The 19,369-nt window shown below is 71.0% G+C and carries 20 protein-coding genes; 14 read left to right on the top strand and 6 right to left on the bottom strand.

Going from position 1 to position 19,369, the window contains the following annotated elements:
- Positions 1 to 42: 42 nt before the first annotated feature.
- The 3 genes from DC008_RS21690 to DC008_RS21680 form a co-directional block, all read right to left on the bottom strand.
- Complete coding sequence (locus DC008_RS21690) at positions 43 to 645, bottom strand: hypothetical protein (RefSeq protein ID WP_108708372.1); 603 nt, start codon at positions 643 to 645, stop codon at positions 43 to 45.
- Positions 646 to 762: 117 nt separating this feature from the next.
- On the bottom strand, positions 763 to 1,266 hold the full coding sequence (locus DC008_RS21685; protein WP_108708371.1) for a hypothetical protein: 504 nt from the start codon (positions 1,264 to 1,266) through the stop codon (positions 763 to 765).
- Between the two features lie 76 nt (positions 1,267 to 1,342).
- Positions 1,343 to 2,953, bottom strand: a complete 1,611-nt coding sequence (locus DC008_RS21680; RefSeq protein WP_108710807.1) for a beta-N-acetylhexosaminidase — start codon at positions 2,951 to 2,953, stop codon at positions 1,343 to 1,345.
- Positions 2,954 to 3,168: 215 nt separating this feature from the next.
- Between DC008_RS21680 and DC008_RS21675 the strand changes: the two genes are divergently transcribed.
- The 7 genes from DC008_RS21675 to DC008_RS21645 all read left to right on the top strand — a co-directional run bounded on the left by DC008_RS21675 (position 3,169) and on the right by DC008_RS21645 (position 8,318).
- Entirely contained in the window at positions 3,169 to 3,693 is a 525-nt protein-coding gene (locus tag DC008_RS21675; protein ID WP_108708370.1) for a 2-oxo-4-hydroxy-4-carboxy-5-ureidoimidazoline decarboxylase, read from the top strand.
- 189 nt (positions 3,694 to 3,882) lie between these two features.
- Entirely contained in the window at positions 3,883 to 4,263 is a 381-nt protein-coding gene (sdhC, locus tag DC008_RS21670) for a succinate dehydrogenase, cytochrome b556 subunit (protein ID WP_078504082.1), read from the top strand.
- A 5-nt stretch (positions 4,264 to 4,268) separates the two neighbouring features.
- Positions 4,269 to 4,751 carry a succinate dehydrogenase hydrophobic membrane anchor subunit gene (locus tag DC008_RS21665; RefSeq protein WP_055621657.1) on the top strand — a complete coding sequence of 161 codons (483 nt, stop codon included), beginning with the start codon at positions 4,269 to 4,271 and terminating at the stop codon, positions 4,749 to 4,751.
- 23 nt (positions 4,752 to 4,774) lie between these two features.
- Positions 4,775 to 6,529, top strand: a complete 1,755-nt coding sequence (sdhA, locus tag DC008_RS21660; protein ID WP_108708369.1) for a succinate dehydrogenase flavoprotein subunit — start codon at positions 4,775 to 4,777, stop codon at positions 6,527 to 6,529.
- Positions 6,529 to 7,290, top strand: a complete 762-nt coding sequence (locus tag DC008_RS21655; protein ID WP_108708368.1) for a succinate dehydrogenase iron-sulfur subunit — start codon at positions 6,529 to 6,531, stop codon at positions 7,288 to 7,290. The genes sdhA and DC008_RS21655 overlap by 1 nt, the downstream gene beginning before the upstream one ends.
- Positions 7,291 to 7,434: 144 nt before the next feature.
- Positions 7,435 to 8,013 (top strand): hypothetical protein, encoded by a 579-nt coding sequence (locus DC008_RS21650; protein WP_108708367.1) that lies wholly within the window; start codon positions 7,435 to 7,437, stop codon positions 8,011 to 8,013.
- Positions 8,010 to 8,318: a hypothetical protein gene (locus tag DC008_RS21645; protein WP_108708366.1), complete on the top strand. Its 309-nt coding sequence runs from the start codon at positions 8,010 to 8,012 to the stop codon at positions 8,316 to 8,318. The genes DC008_RS21650 and DC008_RS21645 overlap by 4 nt, the downstream gene beginning before the upstream one ends.
- Here the strand turns inward: DC008_RS21645 and DC008_RS21640 are convergent.
- On the bottom strand, positions 8,315 to 9,259 hold the full coding sequence (locus tag DC008_RS21640) for a hypothetical protein (RefSeq protein WP_244221505.1): 945 nt from the start codon (positions 9,257 to 9,259) through the stop codon (positions 8,315 to 8,317). The two genes, DC008_RS21645 and DC008_RS21640, sit on opposite strands and share 4 nt — an antisense overlap.
- A gap of 172 nt (positions 9,260 to 9,431) precedes the next feature.
- Between DC008_RS21640 and DC008_RS21635 the strand changes: the two genes are divergently transcribed.
- The 5 genes from DC008_RS21635 (at position 9,432) to DC008_RS21615 (ending at position 12,858) form a co-directional block, all read left to right on the top strand.
- Positions 9,432 to 9,842: a VOC family protein gene (locus DC008_RS21635; RefSeq protein ID WP_108708365.1), complete on the top strand. Its 411-nt coding sequence runs from the start codon at positions 9,432 to 9,434 to the stop codon at positions 9,840 to 9,842.
- A gap of 120 nt (positions 9,843 to 9,962) precedes the next feature.
- On the top strand, positions 9,963 to 10,370 hold the full coding sequence (locus tag DC008_RS21630; protein ID WP_108708364.1) for a hypothetical protein: 408 nt from the start codon (positions 9,963 to 9,965) through the stop codon (positions 10,368 to 10,370).
- A gap of 15 nt (positions 10,371 to 10,385) precedes the next feature.
- Positions 10,386 to 10,877 (top strand): thiol-disulfide oxidoreductase DCC family protein, encoded by a 492-nt coding sequence (locus DC008_RS21625; protein ID WP_108708363.1) that lies wholly within the window; start codon positions 10,386 to 10,388, stop codon positions 10,875 to 10,877.
- Between the two features lie 179 nt (positions 10,878 to 11,056).
- Positions 11,057 to 12,070, top strand: coding sequence for a trypsin-like serine peptidase (locus DC008_RS21620; RefSeq protein WP_244221394.1), 1,014 nt, complete (start codon positions 11,057 to 11,059; stop codon positions 12,068 to 12,070).
- 23 nt (positions 12,071 to 12,093) lie between these two features.
- On the top strand, positions 12,094 to 12,858 hold the full coding sequence (locus DC008_RS21615; protein WP_108708362.1) for a TetR/AcrR family transcriptional regulator: 765 nt from the start codon (positions 12,094 to 12,096) through the stop codon (positions 12,856 to 12,858).
- A gap of 11 nt (positions 12,859 to 12,869) precedes the next feature.
- Here the strand turns inward: DC008_RS21615 and DC008_RS21610 are convergent, their stop codons facing one another.
- Positions 12,870 to 15,281, bottom strand: a complete 2,412-nt coding sequence (locus tag DC008_RS21610) for an MMPL family transporter (protein WP_108708361.1) — start codon at positions 15,279 to 15,281, stop codon at positions 12,870 to 12,872.
- 164 nt (positions 15,282 to 15,445) lie between these two features.
- Between DC008_RS21610 and DC008_RS21605 the strand changes: the two genes are divergently transcribed.
- Positions 15,446 to 16,135, top strand: a complete 690-nt coding sequence (locus DC008_RS21605; protein WP_108708360.1) for a response regulator transcription factor — start codon at positions 15,446 to 15,448, stop codon at positions 16,133 to 16,135.
- Complete coding sequence (locus DC008_RS21600) at positions 16,132 to 17,604, top strand: sensor histidine kinase (RefSeq protein ID WP_108708359.1); 1,473 nt, start codon at positions 16,132 to 16,134, stop codon at positions 17,602 to 17,604. Before DC008_RS21605 ends, DC008_RS21600 begins: the two co-directional genes overlap by 4 nt.
- Positions 17,605 to 17,629: 25 nt before the next feature.
- Here DC008_RS21600 and DC008_RS21595 read toward each other — a convergent pair whose 3' ends face one another.
- Positions 17,630 to 19,186 (bottom strand): ABC transporter substrate-binding protein, encoded by a 1,557-nt coding sequence (locus tag DC008_RS21595; RefSeq protein ID WP_108708358.1) that lies wholly within the window; start codon positions 19,184 to 19,186, stop codon positions 17,630 to 17,632.
- Between the last annotated feature and the right edge of the window lie 183 nt (positions 19,187 to 19,369).

Genomic DNA, 19,369 nt, shown 5'->3' with positions numbered 1-19,369 from the left:
AGGAACGGGGTTTGGGCCGGTCGGGTGCCCGGAATCGAGGGTTCAGCCCCTTCCGCGGGCCCGGCGCGACACGACCGCCCGGAGCACGCGCCGGCCCTCCGTCGACACCTCCAGCGCCCGGCGCACCCCGCCCGCCCCGTGGCTGTCGAGGATCTCCAGGACGCTGATCTGGCGGCGCAGTTCGGCGACGACGAGCGGCGAGACGCCCTCGGGGCGTGCGTCGGAGGCGTCGGCGGCGCGCACGGTCTCCAGCGCCCCGGACGGCACGGCCGCGCCGTCCTCCTGCGCGGGATCGAGGAGCCGGTGGATCTGCAGGGACGCCACCGAGCAGCCGTCGGCCCAGGTGCGGGCCTCGGCGGCGGAGCGGACGGCGGGGGCTGCGGCGAGCATGCGCCGGGCCAGCAGCGCGGCCTCGTCCTCGATGTCCTCGTCGTCCACGACATCGGCGACGCCCAGCTTGGCGCGGACCTGGTCGAGGAGGGTGCCCCAGGCGGCCGGGTCGCCGTCGGCCGCGAGGTTGGCCCACAGGGGCCGCAGCACCTCGTCGTCACCGCCGAGCAGCGGCACGCACCGATCCAAACAAGCCAACCCGCTGGCGGCCAGTCCGCGTTCGTCGGCCTGAGCGATCATTTCCACCAGGCTCATCCACGCCTCCCTAAGCGGGTCATCTCCGAGGGTGCGGGGCCCCCGCACAGGCCCCAGCCGGGCTCCTTTCTCACGGAGCCCGCACTTCCCCTTACTGCGTGCGACGGCCCCGGAGTGTCACAGCGGGACCACACCCAGCCGATCGAGCAGCCGGAAGAAGAGGTTTTCGGCCAAGGAGTCCGCTTCGGCGGTGAGTACGTCCAGCACTGCCTCGGCGTTCACCTCGTGCCCGGCCTCGGCGGCCCAGGCGACGGCCCGCTCCGCGGCGTCGGCCGGTTCGAGGAAGTAGTCCTCCAGGGAGAGCCCGTCCTCCCCGGCGCCGAGGTGGCGGGCGGTCGCGGCCCGGTTGAGGCAGGTGGTCCAGGCCCCGCTGTCCGGGGCGGCCGCCTCCACGACGACGCCGGCGCTGTCCATCACATAGCCGAACAGCGCGGGCGCCCCGGTCTCGGCCGCCAGGTCGTTCATGCTCGCGATCCGGTCGTCCCCGCCCGGGTACTCCCACACCTGCCAGCCGTCCGGCGCCCGTCCGCGCAGTGTCATCCCCTCGGCGCCGGCCAGCGCCTCCCCTTCCGCCAGCGGCCGCTCCCCGCGGCCCACGACGAAGTAGCCCCAGTAGCCCATCCGGTGTCCCCCCGGTGATCGGTGTCGGCTCGGGCCGAATACACCACATTCGTACGGGGGTGCGCAGGCGTTCGGGTCAATCGGCGGGGCGGTCCAGTTCGTCCGCGAGGGCCTTGAACTTGGTCCAGGACAGGTCCGGCTCGCCCGGGTCCCAGGTCTTCTGCATCATCGCCCGCAGCGGCATCCGGATGCCGGCCGCCACCTGCGCCTGGGTCTGGGCGTTCGCGATGTCGCACCAGACCGCGAAGGAGGCGCCGAGGATCTGGCCGTCGTACTTGGCGGGGACGGCGGTGGTCCCGCGCAGCACGCGCGGTGTCCACTGCTCGTAGATCCGCTCGCCGGTCGGGTAGACGAAGGTCTGCGGCTCCCCGAGCACGTAGTAGAGGAACTCGTCGTTGTAGTTGATGACCTTCCGGCCGGCGCTCAGATACTCCTCGGGGGTGCGGGCCCCGATCTCCTTGCCGGTCCAGTACGCCACCTGGATGTCCTTGTCGGCCTGCACCTTCGTGTCCCGGAAGAACCCGTCGTTCCAGGCGCGGGGCGTGCGGTCGTGGGCGCGGACGGTGTCGGCGCGGTCGTTGACCCAGCCGGTGGCGAGGTCGGCGACGCCTGCGCCGGAGCCGAAGGCCTCGCGGGCGGCGCGGGCCAGCTGCGGATAGGAGGCCTCGGGATTGGAGACGACCAGCGCCTGGTACTCGTCGCCGCCGAGGTGCCACTGGTCCCCGGGGAAGAGCCCGGCGTACTCGTTCAGCAGGTCGTCCACGATCTCGGCGGCGGCGGGCTTGGAGATGTCGATGGCGCCACGCGTCGGCACGCCGTTCACATTGCGCAGCTGCAGGTCGGGGTGGGCGGCGATGACGGCCCCGAGGTGCCCGGGCGAGTCGATCTCCGGGACGACGGTGATGTGCCGGCTCTCGGCCAGCTTCACGATGGCGCGGACCTGCGCCTTGGTGAGGTGCTCCTTCGACACGATCTCCGGGTGCGAGGAGGACTCGATACGGAACGCCTGGTCGTCGGAGAAGTGCAGACCGAGCTGGTTGTACTTCAGGTCGCCCAGCTCCCGCACCCGGTCCTCGATCCAGTCCGCGGTGAAGTGCTTGCGGGCGATGTCGAGCATGAATCCGCGCACCGGCTTGGCCGGCTCGTCACGGACGACGCCCTCGGGCGCGGTGCCGCCGCCGTGCACCTCCTGCTTCAGCGTCCGGGTGCCGTAGAAGACGCCGGCCTCGGCGGGCCCGCTGATGACGACACGCCCGTCGCGGACGGTCATCGTGTACGACTCCGGGTTCGCTCCCTCGTCGTCGTTGAGCGACAGCCGTACGTCGCCGGCGCGGACGTCGTCCTTGCGGCCCGCGTACGTCAGGTCCAGCTCGCCCGCGAGGAGCCGGCCCTCGTCGGCGAGCTCGTCGTCGCTGACGACGACCCGGTGCTTGTCGGCGGGCTGCCAGCCGGGGCCGCGCGCGGCGGTGTGGGACCGCACGGCGGGGATGGTCGAGGGCGCCTTGGAGAGCGGGTAGGTCCGGGTGGGCGACGGGGTGGCGCCGTCGGTGCCGGAGAGGCCCTCGGAGGCGCCCGGGGCCGACCCGCGGGGACCGGATCCGGCCGAGTCGCCGTCACCGCCGCTCGCCAGGAGGCCGAGGCCCACTCCCGCGCCGACCGTCACGAGGACCACCGCGACGATCAGCACCCACGTCTGCTTCAGGGCCTTCTTCGCCGGTGCCCGGCGCCTGTGCTTGTGCTGGCTCACGGCGCCAACCTAGGGCCTGTGCGCATCGTCAGCCGTCCAGCACACGTTCTGAAACTCTCCCGTTCGGCTGAAATTCGGGCATCGGTCGGACACCTCACGTCCACAGTCGGTAGCGTGGCGCCACTCCTCTCCCGAATTCCCCTGCCGAAACCCACGTGACGCCCACACATCTTCCTGGCCGAGTGGCCATACCCGCACTGCCCGAGCAGAGCCGCACAGCGCCTCCGGGCGGGCTGGACCCGTTCAACGCCGCTCCCCCGCGCGAGGCCCGGGCCGTCCTTCTGACCTGCCTGCACAGCGTCCGTTGGGCCGAACGGGTGACGGACCACCGCCCCTACCCCGACCTCGGCGCACTGCTGGCCGCCTGCGACGAGGCCGCGTACGACCTGACGCCGGCGGAGCTGGCGCGGGCGCTGGCGGCGGAAGGGCTGCCGTCGCTGCCGGAGGACGTGTACGCGGCGGCGCACACCGCACTGAGTGCCGCGTACGCCGCATATGAGGCCAAATTCGGGCATGGGTTCATTATCTGCCTGGACGGCCTGTCGGGCACCGAGAGCCTGGACCATGTTTTGGCAGGCATCCGGTCACGATTGGCAAACGATCCTGAGGAAGAAAGGGTCCTCGCGGCCGAGGAACTACGGCGGCTCGCGAAGGGCCGGCTGATCGGCCATCTCGCCTGACCCGGGCATTCCGCCCCCAGCCGCGCGAATGGACCATCCGCGTGCCAGTTTGATCACACCAACAGGCCCGGCGTAAGCGCCGCAGGCAACCGTCGCTACGATGCTGGGGGCCGGTGGACCGTACCCGGCCGGGCCCGACCGACAGCACAAGCCGGCAGGCCCCGATACCCCGCTCCCGGAGGGACTTCCGTGCCGGCTGGAACGCTGTACCGCGGCCGGGAAGGAATGTGGTCCTGGGTGGCTCACCGAGTCACCGGCGTCCTCATCTTCTTCTTCCTGTTCGTTCATGTGCTGGACACCGCTCTCGTCCGTGTCTCCCCCGAGGACTACGACAAGGTCGTAGCCACCTACAAGACGCCGATCGTCGCGCTGCTGGAGTACGGCCTCGTCGCCGCCATCCTGTTCCACGCGCTCAACGGCCTGCGCGTCATCGCCGTCGACTTCTGGTCGAAGGGCCCGCGCTACCAGAAGCAGATGCTCTGGTCCGTCGTCGGTCTGTGGCTCGTGCTCATGCTCGGGGCGATCTACCCCGTCCTCGGCCACGCCGCTCGTGAACTGTTCGGGAGCTGACGCACATGTCCACGACTGAAACCACCGCTTCCGGGATCGGCCCGGTCGAGGGTGACTCGCTCTACAACGTCGACAACCCGGCCCCGCTCATCGAGGCCCCGCGCAAGCGGACCAAGAAGACGCCCCGGTCCACCCGGGGCAACTTCGAGCTGGCCGCGTGGCTGTTCATGCGCCTGTCCGGCGTCGTGCTGGTCGTCCTCGTCATCGGCCACCTGCTGATCCAGCTGGTCCTGGACGGCGGCGTCTCGAAGATCGGCTTCGCCTTCGTGGCCGGCCGCTGGGCCTCGCCGTTCTGGCAGGTCTGGGACCTGCTGATGCTCTGGCTCGCGATGCTCCACGGCGCCAACGGTCTGCGCACGGTCATCAACGACTACGCGGAGCGCGCCAACACCCGGCTGTGGCTGAAGGGCCTGCTCTACACCGCCACGGTGTTCACCATCCTGCTGGGCACGCTGGTGATCTTCACCTTCGACCCGAACATCCGCTAGGCACGGGGCTGAGGTAACCGACCATGAAGATCCACAAGTACGACACCGTCATCGTCGGCGCCGGTGGCGCGGGTATGCGCGCGGCCATCGAGTCGACGAAGCGCAGCCGCACCGCCGTGCTGACCAAGCTGTACCCCACCCGCTCCCACACGGGCGCCGCGCAGGGCGGCATGGCCGCCGCGCTCGCCAACGTGGAGGAGGACAACTGGGAGTGGCACACCTTCGACACGGTCAAGGGCGGTGACTACCTGGTCGACCAGGACGCCGCCGAGATCCTGGCGAAGGAGGCCATCGACTCCGTCCTCGACCTGGAGAAGATGGGCCTGCCGTTCAACCGCACCCCGAACGGCACCATCGACCAGCGCCGCTTCGGCGGTCACAGCCGCAACCACGGCGAGGCCCCGGTCCGCCGGTCCTGCTACGCCGCGGACCGCACCGGCCACATGATCCTCCAGACGCTGTACCAGAACTGCGTCAAGCACGGCGTGGAGTTCTACAACGAGTTCTACGTCCTGGACCAGCTGATCACCGAGGTCGACGGCGTCAAGAAGTCGGCCGGTGTGGTCGCCTACGAGCTGGCCACCGGCGAGATCCACGTCTTCCAGGCGAAGGCCGTCATCTACGCGTCCGGCGGCACCGGCAAGTTCTTCAAGGTGACGTCCAACGCGCACACCCTGACCGGTGACGGCCAGGCCGCCGTGTACCGGCGCGGTCTGCCGCTGGAGGACATGGAGTTCTTCCAGTTCCACCCGACCGGCATCTGGCGCATGGGCATCCTGCTGACGGAGGGCGCCCGCGGTGAGGGCGGCATCCTCCGCAACAAGGACGGCGAGCGCTTCATGGAGAAGTACGCGCCGGTCATGAAGGACCTCGCCTCGCGTGACGTCGTCTCGCGCTCCATCTACACGGAGATCCGCGAGGGCCGCGGCTGCGGTCCCGAGGGCGACCACGTCTACCTGGACCTCACGCACCTCCCGCCGGAGCAGCTGGACGCCAAGCTCCCGGACATCACGGAGTTCGCGCGGACCTACCTCGGCATCGAGCCCTACACGGACCCGATCCCGATCCAGCCGACCGCGCACTACGCCATGGGCGGCATCCCGACCAACGTCGAGGGTGAGGTCCTGGCGGACAACACCACCGTCGTCCCGGGCCTGTACGCCGCCGGCGAGGTCGCCTGCGTGTCCGTGCACGGCGCCAACCGCCTCGGCACCAACTCGCTGCTGGACATCAACGTGTTCGGCAAGCGGGCGGGCATCGCCGCCGCCGAGTACTCCCAGAAGGCCGACTTCGTCGAGCTGCCGGAGAACCCGGCCGAGCTGGTGCTCGAGCAGGTCGAGCGGCTGCGCACCTCCACCGGCACCGAGCGGGTGGCCACCATCCGCAGGGAGCTGCAGGAGACCATGGACGCCAACGTCATGGTGTTCCGCACGGAGCAGACCATCAAGACGGCGGTCGAGAAGATCGCGGAGCTGCGCGAGCGCTACAAGAACGTCTCGATCCAGGACAAGGGCAAGCGGTTCAACACGGACCTGCTGGAGGCCATCGAGCTGGGCAACCTGCTCGACCTGGCCGAGGTCATGGCGGTCTCCGCGCTGGCCCGCAAGGAGTCCCGCGGCGGTCACTACCGCGAGGACTACCCGAACCGCGACGACGTCAACTTCATGCGCCACACCATGGCGTACCGCGAGGTGGGCGACGACGGCACGGAGTCCATTCGTCTCGACTACAAGCCGGTCGTCCAGACCCGCTACCAGCCGATGGAGCGTAAGTACTGATGGCAACCCCCGTACTGGACAAGGCCGAGGCGCAGTCCGAGGCCTCCCCCTACATCACGGTCACGTTCCGGGTCCGCCGCTTCAACCCGGAGGTCGCGGCCGAGGCGGTGTGGGAAGACTTCCAGCTGGAGATCGACCCCAAGGAGCGCGTCCTCGACGGCCTCCACAAGATCAAGTGGGAGCTGGACGGCACGCTGACGTTCCGCCGCTCGTGCGCCCACGGCATCTGCGGCTCGGACGCGATGCGGATCAACGGCAAGAACCGCCTCGCCTGCAAGACGCTGATCAAGGACATCAACCCCGAGAAGCCGATCACGGTCGAGCCCATCAAGGGCCTGACGGTCCTGAAGGACCTCGTGGTCGACATGGAGCCGTTCTTCCAGGCGTACCGGGACGTCATGCCCTTCCTCATCACGAAGGACACGAACGAGCCCACGCGCGAGCGTCTGCAGTCGGCGGAGGACCGCGAGCGCTTCGACGACACCACGAAGTGCATCCTCTGCGCGGCCTGCACCTCCTCGTGCCCGGTCTTCTGGAACGACGGCCAGTACTTCGGCCCGGCGGCCATCGTCAACGCACACCGCTTCATCTTCGACTCGCGTGACGAGGCCGGCGAGCAGCGCCTGGAGATCCTGAACGACAAGGACGGCGTCTGGCGCTGCCGCACGACCTTCAACTGCACGGACGCCTGCCCGCGCGGTATCGAGGTCACGAAGGCGATCGCCGAGGTCAAGAGGGCCCTGATCACCCGCCGCTACTGATCACGCCGCACACCGGCCTCAGGGCCCCGCTCCCGCCTCACCGGGAACGGGGCCCTCTGGCGTTTCTGTCTGGTTCCGACCTCTACCGAATGACTTCTTCCGGCTGCCACACTTCGGGCACATTGCCCGGATGGGGGACGGTTGATGGAGAAGAGCGATGAGCCGCTCGTAGGACCGCCGGTGCCGGTTCCGCTCGGCTACGCGGAAGCCTCGGTCGCCCTGCAGACGGTGTCCGCGCCCCTGCTGGCCGGGGCATCGCTGACCCTGCTCGGTGTCATCGTCGTGGACGCCGGCGACTTCCGGTGGCCGGGGCTCACCCTGCTGATCGTGGTCTCCGCTTCGATGGCGCTGATCGCGAGCATGCAGATCGGTGCCGACGCCCGGCAGTACCTGTACAACCGGGACACGATCAACGCCTGGTACACCGAGGACGAGCAGCGGCGGAGCGCGGGGCTGAAGGAGCGCAGGGAGAGGGACTTCCGCCGCTGGCGCCGACGCAATCACCGTGCCGCGATCGTCTTCAACACCGGCACGCTGCTGCTGATCCTCGCCGTGTCGACCGCCCTGGCCCCACCGGGCCGGGACCAGGCCGTCTGGCGCTGGATCGCGGCCGGACTCGCACTGGCGGGCGCGTTCGTCGAGGCCTGGTGGGTGCACCGGCTGTTCCGCCGGGACGGGCCGCCCCGGGAGAAGACCAAGTCGCTGGACGGAGGCAAGCGTTGATCGTCTACGAACTGACTCTTCCGGGGCATCCCCCCGGCTGGAGCGCCTGCCGGCACCTTTCGTGCGAGGCCGAGTTCCGGATACACGTCCGGCGCTTCGGCTCCGCCGCCCTGGACGCAGCTCTGGAGCAAGGGCCGGAGGCGGTGCGGGCGTACATCGAACGTTCGGGAGCCGACGGAGTACCGCATGTCCCGGCGTGCCCCTTCAGGTTCCTGCCCCCGGACCTGCTCGCGCTGGGCACCGAGGAGGAGATCCTGCGCTATCGCGAGAAGATCCTCGCCCTCGTCAAGGAGGACCTCCTCTAAGGGCCCGGCTCTCGTCGGCCGTCGGCGCCGTGCGTGCCCTGGGCGCGAGCGGTCCGTCCCGGGCGGGCCGGATGGCTGTAGGGGCTCTCGGGCCGCCGGACCCCGGCGAACAGGTCGGACACCTGTGAGAACAGCGCCCCCTCGCTCCTGCCGTCCGCGGGCAGCGGGTAGTGCAGCGCCTCCAGCAGGTCGAAGCGATGCAGGTCGTACACGAGGTGCATCAGGCCCGAGTACGTCTGAGCAGCCGTCACCGCCCCCTTGTAGGCGACGGCGGCCAGAAGCAGTCCGGCGCCGCACAGCCACCAGGCGGACGGCTCGTCGTACAGTGCCGCGCCGCCGACGGCCGTGAGGGCCAGGAAGGCCCAGCAGAGGTTCACCGCGGTGTCGAGCATGTCGCGGGCGGACCCGAGCGCCTCGGCCATGCGGCCGGATACCTGGAGCGCGATACGGGGCCATGAGGTCAGCGTCGTCAGACCGTACCGCTCCCCCGCGGAGACCTCCCCGGCGCGCAGGGCGTTGCCGAGCGCGGTGGGCAGCAGGGCGTCGACCGGAGGGTGGGCGGCGAGGCGGCGGCGGGCTTCGGCCCGTATCCGCAGTCCCCGTTCGCCGCCCACCGGCCCGTGCGTGCGTCGCCGCAGCGCCTGCCACCTTCTGCGCTGCACGTGGGCCAGCAGTCCCGCGAGCCAGGCGGTGAGGGGCCAGCGGTCCCAGTAGCCCTCCAGTACGCGGACCGCGCGGACCTGGAAGGGCTGGAGGAGGAGGGCCAGGCAGGTCGCGCCGAGCGTGATCGCGGTGATCGTGCCGAGCACGTCGGCGGGGCGGCGAGGGCAGACGGCCCCCCAGTCGCTGTGGCCGGTGAAGCTGCCCGCCCGCAGCAGCGCCAGCACTCCGGCGACGAACAGCGCGCACGGCGTGAAGTGCACCGCCAGCACCCGTCGCACCAAGCCCGTCCCCTCCAACACCTTTTGAGCGCTGTTCAGTATGGAGGGCGGGCGTCCACACGGCGGAGGGAGGTGCCGCTACAGCCGGCTCAGGGTCGCACGATGCCTCCGACCGTACGCACCGGCACCGACAATCACCGGATCCCGTGGATCATCCCCTTATTCTGACGCCATGTCAGATGACGAGTCCTACGAGCTGCTCGGGTTCGACAACGTACTGCTGCCGGTCGGCGACATCGCCGAGGCCGTCGGGTTCTACGAACGGGCCGGGTTCACCGTCGGGTTCCGGCTCGACGAGGCCGGGATCGCGCTGCTGAAGGTGGGGGGCGAGACGCCGGGCATCCTGCTGCGGCACGAGGACGGCTTCGGGCACCGCACCCCGCCGTGGCCGTCCGCGCGCGTGTGGCTGGAGGTGCCGGACGCGCGGGCGGCGGCGCGGATCCTGCGGGACGCGGGGACGCAGCCGCTGGACGAGCCGTTCTCGACCGCCACCGGCTGGACCGTGGAGATCGCCGACCCCTGGGGGAACGTCATCGGCCTCACGGACTACACCAAGCGCCCGGAGCTGGGCCGAAGGCCCTGACGACGGAGGCCCCCTGACGGCGTGACGCACGCCTCACGCCGTCGAGTTGAACGTGTTCAAACACAGGTCTACTGTCATCCACGACAGCGAGTTGAACACGTTCAAGAAGGGGGCCGGGCCATGGACCGCACGGTCATCGCCTATGTCATCTACCTGGTCGTCAGCATCGGGCTGACCATCTGGGTGGCCCGTACGCTCAGCCGCAACGGCCGCATCTTCCTCGCCGACGTCCTGCACGGCAACGAGAAGCTCGCGGACGCCGTGAACCACCTGCTGGTGGTCGGCTTCTACCTCGTCAACCTCGGCTTCGTCGCGCTGTATCTGAGCGACGACGACACCGTCGTCGACACCCGCGGCATCTTCGAGGCCCTGTCGACCAAGCTCGGTGTGGTCCTGCTGGTCCTCGGTGTGATGCACCTGGCCAACGTCTACGTCCTCAACAAGATCCGGCGGCGCGGTGTGATGGAGCGCGAGCAGCTGCCGCCGGTCGCGCCGCAGGGCTGGGTCGCCCCCACGGCCGAGGCCTGAGCGGCGGGGCCCGGCATGACCGCCGAGACGGCCGCCCGGGCGGCCAGGATTCCGGTCCGCGCGCTCACCGTCCTCTACGACGCCGAGTGCTCCCTGTGCACCTTCCTCCGCGACTGGCTCGTACGGCAGCCGCAGTGGGTGCCGCTGGAGCTGGTGCCCGCCGGGTCCGCCGAGGCCTGCCGGCGCTTCCCCGGCCTCGACCACGCCGGCACCTTCGAGGAGATCACGGTGGTCGGCGACGCCGGGCAGGTCTACCGGGGCGCCGACGCCTGGGTCGTCACCCTGTGGGCCCTGCGGAAGTACCGGCCGCTCGCGCACCGGCTGAGCACCCCGTCCGGGGCGCGGCTCGCCCGGGGGGCCGTGCTCGCTGCCGCCGCGTGGCGCGGCACGAAGAGCCGGGGCGGCCAAGCACCGCGACGCGGCGACGGATGGGTGTACGACCGGCGGGCGGGGTGGACGTACCACCCGCCGGGGTGTGCCGACGGGAGGTGCGCGGCCCCCTCGTGAACAGGGGACACGAGGGGGCGCGTACGGCGGGGCGCGCGAACTGGTTTGGCATGCACCCTTCCAAAACGGCGTTCGGGTTGGCACGCTGCACCCGGTTCCGCACTCCGCAATCGCACCGACTGTCGCAGCCGGACGGCCCCCCGGGGCCGTCCGGGCCCCCCATCGCAGAAGGAGTACGCGTGAGAGGCACACCCCGCACCCGTCGGATACCCCGCCCCGCCCTCGGCGTCCTGATCGGCGTCACCGCGCTGTTCACCGCCGGCACCCTCGCCACCCCGGCCGGCGCCGCCCCCGAGCCCGGCCCCTCCCCCGCCCGCGTCCACTCCGTGCCGGCCTCGGCACAGCAGCAGGCCCGCGACTTCTGGACCCCGGAGCGGATGCGCTCGGCGGTCCCGCTCGACCTCCTCGACGCGGACGCCCGCTCGACGGACGCCGCACCGCGCGCGGGCCGCCCGGCCACCGTCGCGCCCACCGCCCCCACCGCCGGGACGGCGGACGTCGGCCCCGCCGCCTTCCCGAACGGCGGCGGCGCGTGGACCGGCGGCGGCGCCGTCGTCAACACGGCGGGCCGCGTCTTCTTCACCTACCAGGGCCGTACGGCGTCCTGCTCCGGCAACGCGGTCACCAGCGCCAACAAGAGCACGGTCATCACGGCCGGCCACTGCGTGAAGCTGGAGGGCGCCTGGCACACCGACTGGGTCTTCGTGCCCGGCTACCACGACGGACAGGCCCCGCACGGCCGCTGGACGGCGACGAAGACGCTGTCCACCCCGCAGTGGACGGCGAGCGAGGACATCAACTACGACGTCGGCGCGGCGGTCGTGGCCCCGCTGGACGGACAGCGGCTCACGGACGTCGTCGGCGGGCAGGGGCTGGCCTTCAACACCGGCTACAACCTGCGCATGTACGCCTTCGGGTTCCCGGCCGCCGCCCCCTACGACGGGCAGAGGTTCATCTACTGCTCCGGCACGACCAACCGGGACTTCCTGCTCTCCAACGACCATGGCATGGGCTGCGACATGACCGGCGGCTCCAGCGGAGGCCCGTGGTTCACGAAGTTCGACGAGACGACCGGCACCGGACTGCAGTCCTCGGTGAACAGCTTCAAGTACAACTTCCTGCCCAACCGCATGTACGGCCCGTACTTCGGCGCCGACGCGCAGAACCTCTACCAGGCGGCGCAGTCCTCCTGATCCGCAATGGTTAGGCTCGCTCCGTGCCCTCGAAGAACGACCGCCCCGAGCAGGGCGACACGCCCAGCAAGTCCGAGCAGACCCGCGCGCTGATCCTGGAGACCGCCATGCGGCTGTTCCAGGAGCGCGGCTACGACAAGACGACGATGCGGGCGATCGCCCAGGAGGCCGGGGTCTCGGTCGGCAACGCGTACTACTACTTCGAGGGCAAGGAGCACCTGATCCAGGGCTTCTACGACCGGATCGCCGCCGAGCACCAGGCGGCGGTCCGGGACATCCTGGCCCGGGAGACGGATCTGGAGGCGCGGCTCGCGGGCGTGCTGCGGGCCTGGCTGGACATCGCCACGCCGTACCACGAGTTCGCGGTGCAGTTCTTCAAGAACGCCGCCGACCCCGACAGCCCGCTCAGCCCCTTCTCGCAGGAGTCCGAGCACGCGCGCCAGGAGGCCATCAGCATCCACCGGCAGGTGCTGGCGGGCGCGACCCGGACGAAGGTCCCGGAGGAGCTCCGGGAGATCCTGCCCGAGCTGATGTGGCTCTCCCAGATGGGGCTCGTCCTGTACTGGATCTTCGACCGGACCGAGGGCCGTGAGCGCAGCTACCGGCTCGCCGAGCGCGGCGCCCGGCTCACCGCGCGCGGGGTGTCACTGGCCCGCTTCCGGGTGCTGCGCCCGCTGGTCCGCGAGGTGCACGACCTGTTCACGGACTTCCTGCCGGGCATGACCCGGATGATCCCGGACCCGGCGAAGGAGTCCCCAAGGGCGCCCGCGCGCGACGAGCGCCCCTGAGGTGAGCCGGGTCAGTTGACGGCGTCGACCTCGTCCCCGGTCAGTTCGACGTCGTGCACGAGCGGCCCGTCGCCCACGACCACGTGCGCGGCGCGCGACCCGTACGCCGGGGCGCTCGCCGCCAGCAGATAGGTCCCCGGCCCGGGCACCGAGACGATGTACGACCCGTCGGCCAGGGACGTCACCCGGTCCAGCTGCCGGCCGCCCTTGCTGAGCAGTGTGACCGCCGCGCCGTCGACGGGCTCGCCGTCGGCGCTGAGGACGAAGCCGTGCACGACCGAGGTGACGGACGGGCCGGCGGGCGCCGCCTCGGCCGGCGCGGGCTCCTCCGCCGGTTCGACGGCCAGATGCGGCAGCCGCTTCTCCATCCAGTCGGGCAGCCACCAGTTGGCCCTGCCGAGCAGATGCATCGCGGCCGGTACCAGCGCGGTGCGCAGGATGAAGGCGTCAAGGGCGACGGCCGCCGCCAGTCCGATGCCGGCCATCGCGCCCTCCATGTCGCCGCTCAGCACGAACGCGCCGAACACGCAGATCATGATGAGGGCGGCCGAGTTGATGACCCGGCTGGTCTCCGCGAGGCCGACGCGCACCGCGCGTGCGTTGTCCTTGGTGTGGACCCACTCCTCGTGCATCCGGCTCACGAGGAACACCTGGTAGTCCATGGACAGGCCGAACAGCAGCGAGAGCATGATGACCGGCAGGAACGAGGTGATCGGGCCCTCCTTGCCGACGCCGATCAGCTCGGTGCCCCAGCCCCACTGGAAGATCGCCACCAGCACGCCGAAGGACGCGGCGGCCGCGATCAGGTTCATCAGGGCGGCGGTCAGCGGCACCACCAGCGAGCGGAACGCGACCAGCAGGAGCAGGAAGCCGAGCGCGATGATCGTCGCCACGAAGTACGGCAGCCGGTCGCCGGTCACCGCCGCGAAGTCCTTGAACACGGCCGTCACCCCGCCCACATGGGCTTCGGCGCCCGACTGCGGGATCACGTCGTCCCGCAGCCGGTCGATCAGGGCGTCGGTCTCCTCGGACTGCGGTGAGGTGTCCGGCACGACCTGGATGACGGTGACCCCGTTGGCGGGCGGCACGGCCGCGACCTGCGCGACGCCCTCGGTGGAGCGGATGCCCTCGACCAGGCCGGCGGGCGCGTCTCCGTCGACGACGACCTGGAGCGGGCCGTTGAAGCCGGGCCCGAAGCCCTCGGCGAGCAGGTCGTACGCCTGCCGGGTGGTCGTGGACTCCTGGTGGTTGCCCTGGTCCGTGGCGCCCAGCCGCAGCGACAGCACGGGGATCGCGAGGACCGCCATGACGACGACGGCCATCGCGACGACCGGGCGCGGGCGCCGCTGCACATACGCCGACCAGCGCGCCGCCAGCCCGCTGGTCTCCGCGGGCTCCGGGCCGGCCGCGGCGAGCCGGGCGCGCTGCCGTCGGCTGAGCACCCGCATGCCGAGCAGTCCGAGGAGGGCCGGCAGCAGGGTGATCGCGGCCAGCACGCTCAGGACGACGGTGAGCGAGGTCGCGACGACCACGCCGTCGAGGAAGCGCATGTTCATCACGAGCATCCCGGCGAGGGCGATGCACACCGTGCCGCCCGCGAACAGCACCGCCCGCCCGGAGGTGTTGAGGGCGGTCACGGCCGCGTCCTCCGGCTTCATCCCGCGCAGGATGCCGCGCCGGTGCCTTGTGACGATGAACAGGGCGTAGTCGATGCCGACGCCGAGGCCGATCAGGGAGCCGAGCAGCGGGGCCACCTCGGGCACGTCGGTGACATGGCTCATCAGCATCGTGGCGATCATGCCGGTGCCGACGCCCGCGACGGCCACGACGATCGGCAGCAGCATCGCGAACAGCGAGCCGAACGCGAGGAACAGCACGACGGCGGCCGCGAGGATGCCGACAGCCTCCGCGGTGCCCTGCGGGGGCTCCTGGGTGCGGGCGATGGCCTGCCCGCCCAGCTCGACCGCCAGACCGTCCTGCTCGGCGGCCTGAGCGGTGTCCACCACGTCCTCGATGAGTTCCATGGGGACGGCGTTGGCCTGCTCGGTGAAGGTGACCTGCGCGTACGCGATCGTGCCGTCCCGGCTGATCTGCGCGGCCCCCTGCTCCGCGTACGGGTCGGTGACCTCGCCGACGCCCTTCATCCGCCCGATCTCCTCGAGGGCGGGCTCGATCCGGGACCGTACGGACGCGTCCCGCACGGATCCCTCGTCCACCTTCCACACCACCGTGTCGGTGTCGCCGGCACGCTCCGGGAAGGCCTTCTCCATCAGGTCGTACGCGGTCGCCGAGTCGGTGTCCGGGAGGGAGAAGACGTCCGCATAGTTCGTGCCGGCCTGCGAGCTCGCCGTGCCCAGGCCGAACAGCGCCCCCAGCCAGAGCAACAGGACCACCAGCCGGTGCCGATAGCACCACCGTGCCAATGCCGCCACGCTCAACGCTCCTTAGTCGGTCGGATGGTCCCCCAGGTCCTGCGCAACAGCATTGGGTGTGCGCCCGCCCGCGCGGCAGCCGACGGCCACGACTCTCAAGGAACTCCAAAGACGGAACCGGCCCGGACGCACGCGAGCCCACAGATACTGGGGGCATGACGACGGCTTCAGGCACCGTGCTGGTCGTGGAGGACGAGGAGAGCATCGCCGACGTCCTCGGGATCGCCCTGCGCTACCACCGGTTCGAGGTGATGACGGCGGGCACCGTCCGCGACGCGCTCGCCCTCACCGAGCGCACCCGCCCGGACGTGGCACTGCTCGACGTCATGCTCCCGGACGGCGACGGCCGAGCCCTCGGCCGTGAACTGCGGCGCACCCGGCCCGATCTGGCCCTGGTCTTCCTCACCGCGCGCGACGCGCCCGCCGAGATCGTCGGCGCCCTCGGCTTCGGCGACGACTACATCACCAAGCCGTTCGACGTGGACGTGGTCGTCGCCCGGATCACGGCCGTGCTGCGCCGCACCCGCCCGGCCGACGTCCTGCCCCAGCGCCCGCCGCTGCGCTACGGCGACCTGGAGCTGGACGAGGCGACGTACTCGGTGCACCGCGCGGGCCGCACCGTCGAACTCACTCCCACCGAATACGCGTTGCTGCGCTTCCTGGTGCGCAACGGCGGACGGGTCGTCCCCAAGGAGCAACTCCTGCGCCATGTCTGGCAGTACGAGCACACCCCGCCGGAGTCGACCGTCGTCGAGACGTACATCAGCTATCTGCGGCGCAAGCTGGACACCCTGGGGCCCCCGGTGATCACCACCCGGCGCGGCGTCGGATACGGGCTGGCATGAGGGCCCGGCACCTGCTGCAGCGGTGCCGGATCCGCGGCATACGCTCGCTGCGCGGCAAGCTGACCCTGGTGAACGTCGCGCTGCTGGCCGCGGGCATCGTCGTCGCGACCGCCGTCAGCCTGATGACCGCGCGGTTCTATCTGCTCGACAAGGTCGACACCGAGCTGAAGAGCGCCCGCGGCACCCTCAGCCAGGCCGGGTTCACGCTGCGCCAGATCGAGTCGCTGAGCGAACTGGGCATCGCCCTGGACAAGTTCAGCGGCGGCGGCGCCACCGACACCGACCCGCTGCCGGGCCCGTCCATGGTGTACGTCGCCGTCGGCGCCACCGGGGAGCCGGTCGCCCTGGGCCCGCTGCGGCCGACGGCCCGCCAGCACGCCCTCGCCTCCGCCGTCGACGATCCGCGGGCGCTGGCCGCCGACGAGGAGCCGCGCGACGTCACGGTCGAGGGCGAGCGCTACCGGATGGCCGGGGCCCGGCTGGCGGACGGCACCGTCGTCCTGGTCGCCGTGCCCACCGAGGGGCTGCACGAGGGCATGGGCAAGGCGCTCAAGATGGATCTGGCCGTCGGCACCGGTCTGCTGGCCCTGCTCGTCTGCCTGACGATGTTCAGCGTGCGCCGGCGGCTGCGGCCGCTGGAGGACATGGTGGAGACGTCGTCGGCCATCGCCGAGGGCGATCTGACCCGCCGGGTCCCCTCCAGCGGCAACGCCACCCTGGAGGTCGAACAGCTGCGGCTCGCCCTGAACTCGATGCTGCACCAGGTGGAGTCCGCGTACCGCACCCGCGAGCGCAGCGCGGCCCAGCTGCGGCGCTTCGTCGGCGACGCCTCGCACGAGCTGCGCACCCCGCTGTCCGCGATCCGCGGCTATCTCCAGCTGTACGACAAGGGGATGCTCCCGGACCAGGCCGAACGCAAACGGGTCTGGGACCGGATGAACGGCGAGGTCGACCGGATGGGCCGGCTCGTCGACGAACTGCTCACCCTGGCCCGCCTGGACCAGCGGCCCGCGCTGCGGTTCCGCAACGTGGACCTGAGCCGGCTGGTGCGGGAGGCGGCGGAGGATCTGCGGGTGCAGCAGCCCGAACGGCCGCTGACGGTCGGCGCCGAGGGTTCGCTCCTGGTGCACGCCGACGAGTCGGGGCTGCGTCAGGTGCTGGGCAATCTGCTGAGCAACGTCCGCATCCACACGCCCGCCGATGTGCCGGTGCGGCTGGAGGTGGAGCGGGACGACACGGCCGTACGGCTGTGTGTCACCGACCGGGGGCCCGGGCTGTGCGAGGAGGACGCGGGCCGGGTCTTCGACCGGTTCTTCCGGGCCGGCGGGGGCGCCGGCAGCGGCCTCGGCATGGCGATCGTGCAGGGCGTGGTGGAGGCGCACGGCGGGGAGGTCGCCGTGCGGACGGCCCCCGGTGAGGGGCTGGCCGTCACGGTGACCCTGCCGGCGCCGGCGGTGTCCGCGTCCTGACACCGCCGGCGGTGCGTTGCCCGCGTCAGATCCAGCCGAGGCTCCACAGCCGGAACACGCCGGTGCCGTCGGAGAGGTACTGTCCGCCGCCGACGTCCTCGGTGGTGACGACGTACTCCTTGGCCTGCCACAGCGGGATCACCGGCACGTCCCGGGCGACCGCCTCCTGCATGTCGCGGAAGTCCCGGGTGGCCTGGGCCCGGTCGGCGTACTGCTGGCTGGCGGTGATCAGCCGGTCGACCGTCCTGTCGCTGTACCCGGTGTTCATGGTGCCCTTGGTGCCGACGAGGGGGCCGCCGTAGGTGTCCGGGTCCGGGAAGTCGGCGACCCAGCCGACCGCGTAGGCGTCGAGCTTGCCGCCCGCCCAGCGCTTCTGGAAGTCGGTCCACTCGTAGCCCTTGACGTCGACCTTGAACAGGCCGCTCGCCTCCAGTTGCTGCTTGATCTCCTCGGCCTCCTCGGCGCCGGAGCCGCGGCCGGTGGCGTAGCCGTAGGTGAAGCGCACCGGCAGGCTGATCCCGGCGTTCTGCAGAAGGGCCCGGGCCTTCGCGGTGCTCTGCTTCGGGTAGGCGTCGAAGAACGAGGTGGTGTGGCCGGTGATCCCGGTCGGGATCAGCGAGTACAGCGGGTCGACGGTCCCCTTGTAGACGGTGGCGGCCAGCTTCTCGCGGTCCATCAGCCACGCCATGGCCTTGCGCACCCGCACGTCGTGCAGCGGGGAGGAGGCGCGGGTGTTGAGGTACAGGTTGCGGACCTCGGAGCTGTCGGCCTCCGAGACGCGCTGGTCGGTGTCGGCGGCGTTGAGGCCTGCGAGGACGCGGGGCGGCAGGGTGCGTGTGGCCACGTCGATCCGCCGGTCGTTCCAGGCGTCGCCCAGGGCGTTCGCGTCGGAGTAGTACCGCAGTTCGACCGGGCTCCCCGAGCCGTCGACGGCCCCCTCGTACCGGGGGTTGGGGTCGAGCTGGGCCTGCTTGCCCTCGCTGTAGCCGGACAGCGTGTACGGGCCGGTGCCGTCGACGGAAGTGCCGGTGCGCAGCTCGCCCGCCGGGTACTTCTCCCGGTCGACGATGGCGCCCGCGCCGGTGGCCACCTTCAGCGGGAACGTGGCGTCCGGCGACGACAGCCGGAAGGTGACCGTACGGCCGCTCGCGCGCACCGAGCCGAGCGTGTCCAGCAAGGAGGCCGGGCCGACGTCCGAGTTGATCCGCTTGACCCGGTCGAAGGAGAACTTGACGTCCTCCGCGGTCATCGTGCGGCCGCTCGGGAACGTGAGGCCCTCGCGCAGCTCGCAGCGGTAGGCCCGCAGGCCGTCGCCGACCCAGCCGCAGCTCTCGGCGGCGTCCGGGACGGGTGTGACGCCGCCCGCTTCGAAGGTCATCAGTGACTGGAAGACGTTGCTGAACAACGCCCATGAGCCGGCGTCGTAGGCGCCGGCCGGGTCGAGCGAGGTGACGGCGTCCGTCGTGCCGACCGTGATGGTTCTGTCCTGGTTCTGCCGGGACGGCAGCAACTGCCAGCCCCCCACTCCCACGGCCGCCAGTACCAGCAGCGTCGCGAGAATCCGCATGCGAACCGTACGCATGGGTGTGCCCTCTCCCCAGGCCCCTCGGGGCCCCCGCATGAGCTGAACAATTCACGCCACTCCCCTAAGCGGCGGGCACACCTAACCACACGGATTTCAGCGGGCGGAAGAGGATTCTGGGGACATGAGAAAGATCTTACCTACAGGCGATTCCAGCAGGTTTCACAATCCGGTCACTCGGCG

It is taken from the genome of Streptomyces nigra (assembly GCF_003074055.1).
Lineage (GTDB): Bacteria > Actinomycetota > Actinomycetes > Streptomycetales > Streptomycetaceae > Streptomyces > Streptomyces nigra.
This window is presented reverse-complemented; position numbering and strand designations above follow the sequence as displayed.